Here is a 7,278-nt window from a genome sequence, read left to right as displayed (position 1 = left end):
TCAGCCTTCCCGACGCGCGGTTCTAGAGAGCGTTCCCTCACGACGGAGCACGGTCATGCGGCTCGGCCTCAGGCAACCCGCGGATATCAGAGTGACTCGTCGTCGAAGCGATCTCGTTCCGTCCACTCCTCTCCTCCATCTTTTCGAAAGGACTTGACGCCGGTCGCTCCATATCAGTTGTAGAGATTGTTGATGGGCGTGGCCTCGCGAGGCTTCCAGGCCGGGCTGTGACTCACCCGCGCGTCCTCGAACATCCAGCGTCGGTCGAATCTTGGGCAGCCACCATGCGGGTGGCCGCCCTGAAAATTGGATGAAAGCGAAATGGGTCAAAGCGGCCAGATCAGGGGCACGAGTACGAGGCTCACTGCGAGGAAGATCAGCATCAGCGGCAGGCCAACCTTCAAGTAATCGGTGAATTGGTAGCCGCCGGGTGAGAAGACCAGGATGTTGGTGGTCGTCCCGATCGGTGTCAGGAACGCGGTGGACGCGCTGACCGCGACGATCATCAGGAGGGGGTGGGGCGACACGCCCAGGCTGACCGCGGCCTGCATCACGATCGGCGCGACCAACACCGCGGTGGCTGTGTTGTTGATCACCTGGCTGAAGCCGGTGGTGAGCAGGAAGACGCCGGCCATGAGTGCCACCGGCGACAGGTCTCCCAGGGTGTTGACGAGGCCCTCGGCGACGACACGCGCGCCCCCGGTGGTCTCCAGCGCCACGCCCATCGGGATCATCGCCGCGATCAGGACGACGCTCGACCAGCTGATCGAGCGGTAGGCCTCGCGCGCCGACACGCAACCGCCCAGGACCATGGCCGCTGCCGCGATCAAGGCCGCGATCACGGTCGACACGATCCCGGACACCATCAGCACGACCATGCCGGCCAGCGCGGCCACGGCCACGCCGGCGCGCGGGCGCAGGCCGGTGACTTCTGTCGCCATCGCCTCGGGCGTGCCGACCACCACGAAGTTGCGCCGCTCGCTCTGCAGCTCTCCGATCGCTTCCCACGTCCCGCGCACGAGCAGGGAGTCGCCGAACTCCAACGTCATCTCCTTGCCGTCGACGACCGGCTTGCCGCGCCGCCGCACCGCCAGCACATGCACTGGGAAGCGCTCGGAGATCTGCCCCACCGCCATCGGTCGCCCGAGGTACTCCGACCGCGGCGTCGGGATGACCTCTGCCAACCCGATCTCCTTCGAAACGAACTCACCCGGATCGTCGGTCGGCGGTTCCAGGCCGAGGCCGAGCTCGTGCATGAGCCGGTCGATGGTCTCGGACGGCGCCCGCACGACGAGGATGTCGTCGTGTTGCAGGACGACGTCCGGCGCGATCTCGCGCCCCTCGATCCGCAACAGGGGCGCGCCGTAGTTCGGGCCCAGCGCCGCCTCCGTCGCCGTCTTCCCGATGAGGGTCGACTTGGACCGTACCCGCAGGCGGAACTGGTTCTCCCCCAGCGAGTACGCGGCCGCGAGATCCGCGAGATCGGCGGCGACGTCGACCGGCCGCTGGTCCGCGGACCGGTCCGGCAAGACCCTGCGTCCGACGAGCGCCATGTAGGCGACGGCCGCGACCAGCAGTGGCCCGCCGATCAAGGCGAACTCGAAAAAGCTGAAGGGGCGTAACCCCGACTGCTCGAGCGTCTGCGCGACGACGATGTTGGGCGGCGTGCCGGTCAGCGTGAGCAGACCGCCGGTGTTTGCGGCAAACGCGAGCGGCATGAGGAACTTGGACGGTACGCTTCCGACTGTCCACGCCGCCGCCACGACGGCCGGCAACAGCGTCGCGACCGTGCCCGTGTTGCTGATGAACGCGGACAGGCCCGCGGTGCCGGCCATGACGACGACGAGCAGCCGGAGCTTGGAGCCCCGCGCCGCCTCGAGGAGCCGCTTGCCTCCCCAGCCGGTCACACCGGTCTGCGACAGCCCTTCGCCTACGACGAAGAGCGCCGCGATCATCACGACGGTTGGGTTGCCGAACCCTGACAGCGCGTCGTTCGTATCGATCACGCCGGACAGCGCGAGCGCGAGAAGCGAGAGCAGTGCGACCAGGTCCGGCGACCACCGCCCCCACACGAACAGCACGATGGTGACGCCCAGGATGACGAAGGTCGTGGTCATCTCTGGCCCGCGGCGAGGGAGAAGTGATCTTCCCGCTGTTCTGATCCGTCAGCGTACCCGATGTAGCCAATTGAGAAACAGGCGGTTGTGCTTTGTCTGACTTCCAGACGGTGGTCTTTCGGTGCACACTTCATCCATCCATCTCCGTTCGAACTGTGGGCCTCCCGCCAAGAGCGGATTTGCCCCGGTGAGACGAGCGGCGGGTCGCCCGGCTACGCCTTGGACGCGGTGATCTCCGCTGGCAGCACGGTGCGCGCGATGTGACGGGCGTTGCCGTAGATGCGCTTCAGGATCTCGACGGCCTCCATCTCGATCCGGAAGACGCGCAGACGCGTATCGGGATCGTCTCGCTCCATCGCAGCCGCCTGGTGGCGCAGGGCCTCGTCCCGATGGCGGCGAATGTCCGCCCGCGCCACGAGCACGGCCTGGGCCGCGCGCTCGTCCTCCGAAACGACCGCGCTCAAGGCGGTCCCGAGGGCCTCGCCCACGTCGTCGTACATCGCCCCGAGGATCGCCTGCATCGTCTCGCTCGCCCGGCGGTCGAGCTCCATGACCTTCTGGCCGAGAGCGACGATGTCGGTCGAAATCACGCTGGCCGTGGCCTCGAGCTGGGCCGTGGCCCCCATGAGGTCGGTGAACTGCTCGCTCTCACGGTCGGTCAGCTCGCGCTTTCGCTGCTCGCGCAGGAAGCTCAGCACCTCGGCGGCCAACAGCTCGACCTGCTGGCCCATCTGGGTGATCGCTTCGAAGCGCTCGGGAGAGCGTTCCTGGAGGGCTGGGAGCATCTCCGAGTACATGCTTCGAACCGTCTCCCCGATGTGCCCCAGCTCGAAGCGCACCTGCTGGAGGGCGACCGAGGGCACGTCGAGCAGCTCGCGATCGAGGAAGCGCGGCTTGGCGATCACCCGTTCGGGCTCCTCGCGGTCGGGCACGATGCGGACGACCACCGCTGCGAGAACCGCCGTGAAGGGAAGAAAGACCATCGAGTTGAAGACGTTGAACAAGGTGTGGGCGTTGGCGATCTGGCGCGGCACCTCCGCCGCCAGCCTGGCCACACCCTCGAGCTCGGGCGCCGACGGGGAGAAGCGCCGCACCCACTCGGCCAGCTCGGGGATGAACGCGACCCAGAGCAGGACCCCCAGGATGTTGAAGAGCACGTGGGCTGCCGCCGCGCGCACCGCCTCCACCGGCTTGCCGATCGCCGCCAGCACGGCGGTGACACAGGTGCCGATGTTGGCGCCGAAGGCCAGCGCAATGCCCGCCGGCAACCCGATCAGACCGTCGGCGGCCATGACGATGGCGATCCCCATCGTCGCCGCAGAGCTTTGCACCAAGCCCGTGAAGACCGCCCCCACCAGGATGCCGAGGGCCGGTCGCTCCATCCCGGCCATCAGGTCGAGGAAGGGCCCGAAGCTGCGCAGCGGGTTCATGCCGTCGCTCATGACGCTCATGCCGAAGAAGACCAGGCCCAGGCCCATCAGCATCTCGCCGCCGTAGCGCGAACGGTCGGTGCTGCCGGCGGTCATCGAGAGGAAGCCCAGGGCCACCATGGGCAGGCCGATCGCCGTGACGTTGAAGGCGATGATCTGGGCAGTGAAGGTCGAGCCCACGTTGGCGCCGAGGATCACGCCGATCGACTGGCCGAGGCTGATCACGCCCGCGGTGATGAAGCCGACCACGAGCACCGTCGTCACCGAGGACGAGTTGAGCACCGCCGTCACGAAGGCGCCGGTGATCGCGCCCAGCACCCGGTTTCGGGTGAGCCGGGCGAGCACGTCCTTCAGCTGTTCGCCCGCAGCCCCCTTGAGTCCGCGCGAAAGCTGCTCCATGCCGAACAGGAAGAGCGCCAGGCCGCCGAAGAGCTGGGCGCCCATGCTCAGCCAATCGATATCCGGCGCGCCGGCTTCGGCCCCTGGCTCCGCCGCCCAGGCCGCGACGGCGGTGAGGCCACCGGCCCACAGGAGACACGCTCCGATCAATCGCGATGTGATGTGCACGCCGGGATCCCTCCGCTAGCCACTCTATCAACATAGGGCAGCAGGCACGCCCCTGGAGGCGCGGGACCCGGACCGGCGCCATCCGTTCTTGTCTCAAGGCGTAGCGCGGGCTCGGTCTGGAAGTCGAAAACGCGGCAAAGGTTGGGGATAGGAGTTCCAACAGGGGATTCCATGTCCGATATGGGGACCACTTAACAAGTACCCCCGGAGAGATCGAGGCTCATCGCCAAGGGCGCAACCCATTGGGCCGGCTCGGCCGACGAAGGCCTGGGTGCCGGTGGCCAGCTTCTTGACCTGGGAGATCACGCGTCCGGGAGGCGCTGCCGTGGAGACGACATCGAGCAAGACGTTGGAGCCCTCGGCTTCAGTCAGCGCGGCGCGGAGGCGCAGCGCGGATCTATTCCGGGCGCTGGCTCGGCGGGAAGCTCTCGAGGAGCCTATCCAGGTGCTCGCGGATGTTCGCTTCACGCTCTTCGCGGGAAAAGCCCACGTAGAGGGGGCCGTGCCCCGCACCCGTCCAGACCTTTCGATCGGTCTTCGCGTCGAATAGATCGATCCAGAACGATCCGATCGATCGCGAGGCATCCGCAGCGATGATCTCCTGAACGCTCGACCGGTAGACCATCCGGTAATCGACGGGAGGCTGCGAAACGAGTCGGTAGCCGTGTGCCTTGAAGGCCTCCGTCAGGGTCTTCTCGAGCACTTCATCGAGCTCGAGCGCCTCGAGCCGAGGGTCATTGGGGACGAAACTCCGCTCGCGATCGAGGAGGAAGGTCGCCTGCTCGGGAAATCGAACCAGAGGATCGACCGTGACCGAGACTCCGACGTCGGACGAGGCGCAGCCCAAGAAGAGCAGGGCTGTGGAGATGAGGAATGCGGGGAACCGACACATCGGTGAGTCTCCGTGCGCGGTCGCGCACGACTTCGAGGAATGAGAGAGAGCCTAGCGGCGATGCCGGATGAGCGCGTGTCGTTCGACGCCACGCAGCGATCGATGGCCGACCTGCACGCTAGACGCCCGAGTAGGGACGTGATGTCGAGGTTTCCTACGGGGTCCGCAGCGAGGCCTCACGGGAGGGAGGCCCAGGCCGGCCCAGTCGTGCGAGACGTGGCCATTCGGTGGTGGGGATTCGAGCCTGGCCGCCAGAGACTGGTTGAGTTCCTGGAGGACCTGCAGACGGGCTCTGCGCTTGTCGTCGGCGGGGATCACCGACCGGGGATAGGAGTTCCAACAGGGAATTCCATATCCGATAAGGGGATCACTTAACAAGTACCCCGGGGAGATCGAGGCTCATCGCCAAGGGCGCAGCCCATTGGGCCCGGGTCAGTCGCGCGGGCCTGCCCGCGTGTCCAGGTGCCGCTATTCCCGCGGGCGGTTCGCGTTCTCCGGGTCCGCGGGCAGCATGCGTACCTCGATCGGCTCGGTCGCGTCGAGATGCACGTCGCGCTGGGGGAACGCAATGGTGAGGCCGGCCTCGCGAAAGACACGATCGATCCCGAAACGCACGTCGCTCGCGATCCGGATGCGGCTCAGCATCTCACTGACACGGATCCAGAAGTAGGCGCGGAACTGGAGGGCGTTGTCCCCGAACTCCATGAACAGCACCTGGGGCTTCGGAGAATCGAGGACGTCGTCGATCTCTTCGAGCACCTCCTCGATGACGCGAACGACGTCTTCCGTGGAAGAGCCGTAGACCACGCCCACGTCCACGCTCGCTCGCACGATGTTGTCGGAGAGCGTCCAGTTGATCACGTTCTTCTCGAGGAACGCGCTGTTCGGGACGATGATGTGGATGTTGTCGAAGGTGCGGACGCGGGTGCTCCGGGGGCCGATGTGCTCCACCATCCCGCGGGTCGCGTCCACCTCGCAGATGTCGCCCACCTTGATCGGTCGCTCTACGAGCAGGATCAAGCCGCTGATGAAGTTGTTGATGATGTTCTGCGCGCCCAGGCCGACACCGAGGGCGAGCGCACCACCCGCGATCGTGAACGCAGTGAGCGGGATGTTCACCATGTCCAGGGCGATCAGGAAGAAGACGACCAGGAGGAGGTAGAAGGTGAGGCCCTGCGCTGCGACCGCGGCGCCTGAATCGATGTGGCGGCGCCGCGAGAAGAGGCGCCCCGCCATGCGGCTCAGGAGGCGGGAAACGAGGAAGCCCAGCACGAAGAGCAGCAAGGCGCGTGCGACCTTGCCCACGGTGATGGGCTGGTCGTCCACCGAGGTCAGCTCGGTGTTCCAGATCCCTTCCGCGTTCTCGGCCACACGATCCATCTGCTCGGCGAAGCTCAGCACCGAGAGGCGGCCCTCGAGATCGATGAGCACGCGGGCGACGAAGGACTCGAGCTCCGTGATGCTCCCGAGCTCCCCCTGGTAGAGTTCCTCGAGGCGACGGAGCTGGCGCTCGCGCTCCTTCCAGTTCCGTGGAACGGCACCCGGTGCTTGGATGCGGCCGGACCCTACTGCGACCGCGATCTCGAGCTCCTTGCGGGTGTCGGCGATGCGCGCCTCGACGGAGGAGCGCGACCCGGCGAGATCGCGGGCCACACCACGAACCTCGACGAGCCAGGAGCGGGCCTCGCCGAGGCCGGCCTCTCCGGAGAGGATCCGCGCACGCTGCTCCCATTGGCGACGCTTCAGCTCCTCGCGTCCGAGCTGGTCCTCCAGCACCAGTGCGCGTTGGCGCAGCACCTGGAGTGCGGTGCTGCGGGCATCCAGATCGACCAGCTGGGCCGAGCTCTTCTCCGCAACGGTCTCGAGCCGGCGTTGGAGCCGGTCCAGTCCGTCCTCGGCAGCCCGCGTCTCGATGCGGTTGGCCTCGAGCTGGCGGCGCAGCGCGGCCTCCCGTTCCCGGAGAGGCGACAGCACGGCCTCGAGCCCCGCGCTGGAGATCTCAAGACCCGACTTGAGGAGCGTCAGCACATCGTGTGCGAAGGCTTCTTCCTTCTCGGCGACCGTCTGGTGCAGCTCGGCGTTGCCGAAGCGCAGCAGCGCCACCTGCCGGCGCAGCTCGGCCACCCGGCTCGCTAGCCCGAATAATTCATGAAGAAGTCGCGTTCCTGAATTGAAGAAGGCCCCAGTTGCGGTAGAAACGTGTTGCGACACGCGTTTCCCCTCAACAAGGGCCCCTTCATGAAGCCGGATACTACCGCACAGACTGTCACCT

The 7,278-nt window shown here is 66.7% G+C and carries 4 protein-coding genes; all 4 read right to left on the bottom strand.

Annotation, left to right across the window (positions count from 1 at the left end):
• Nucleotides 1-326 precede the first annotated feature (326 nt).
• Nucleotides 327-2,117 carry an SLC13 family permease gene (locus GY937_04960; GenBank protein ID MCP5056061.1) on the bottom strand — a complete coding sequence of 597 codons (1,791 nt, stop codon included), beginning with the start codon at nt 2,115-2,117 and terminating at the stop codon, nt 327-329.
• 212 nt (nt 2,118-2,329) lie between these two features.
• A complete protein-coding gene (locus GY937_04955; GenBank protein MCP5056060.1) occupies nt 2,330-3,991 on the bottom strand; it encodes a Na/Pi cotransporter family protein in 1,662 nt (553 codons plus the stop codon).
• A 520-nt stretch (nt 3,992-4,511) separates the two neighbouring features.
• On the bottom strand, nt 4,512-5,006 hold the full coding sequence (locus GY937_04950; GenBank protein MCP5056059.1) for a DUF4136 domain-containing protein: 495 nt from the start codon (nt 5,004-5,006) through the stop codon (nt 4,512-4,514).
• 468 nt (nt 5,007-5,474) lie between these two features.
• Nucleotides 5,475-7,130: a mechanosensitive ion channel gene (locus GY937_04945; protein MCP5056058.1), complete on the bottom strand. Its 1,656-nt coding sequence runs from the start codon at nt 7,128-7,130 to the stop codon at nt 5,475-5,477.
• Between the last annotated feature and the right edge of the window lie 148 nt (nt 7,131-7,278).

The sequence above is a fragment of the bacterium genome, assembly GCA_024228115.1.
GTDB lineage: Bacteria > Myxococcota_A > UBA9160 > UBA9160 > UBA6930.
Note: the sequence above shows the minus strand (reverse complement) of the source record. Positions and strands in the feature narration are given on the sequence as shown.

What these genes read in the sequence shown, in the direction of transcription:
- GY937_04955 (MCP5056060.1), bottom strand. Translation starts at nt 3,991, where the DNA reads ATGGGCGCCCAGCTCTTCGGCGGCCTGGCGCTCTTCCTGTTCGGCATG.
- GY937_04960 (MCP5056061.1), bottom strand. Translation starts at nt 2,117, where the DNA reads ATGACCACGACCTTCGTCATCCTGGGCGTCACCATCGTGCTGTTCGTG.
- GY937_04950 (MCP5056059.1), bottom strand. Translation starts at nt 5,006, where the DNA reads ATGTGTCGGTTCCCCGCATTCCTCATCTCCACAGCCCTGCTCTTCTTG.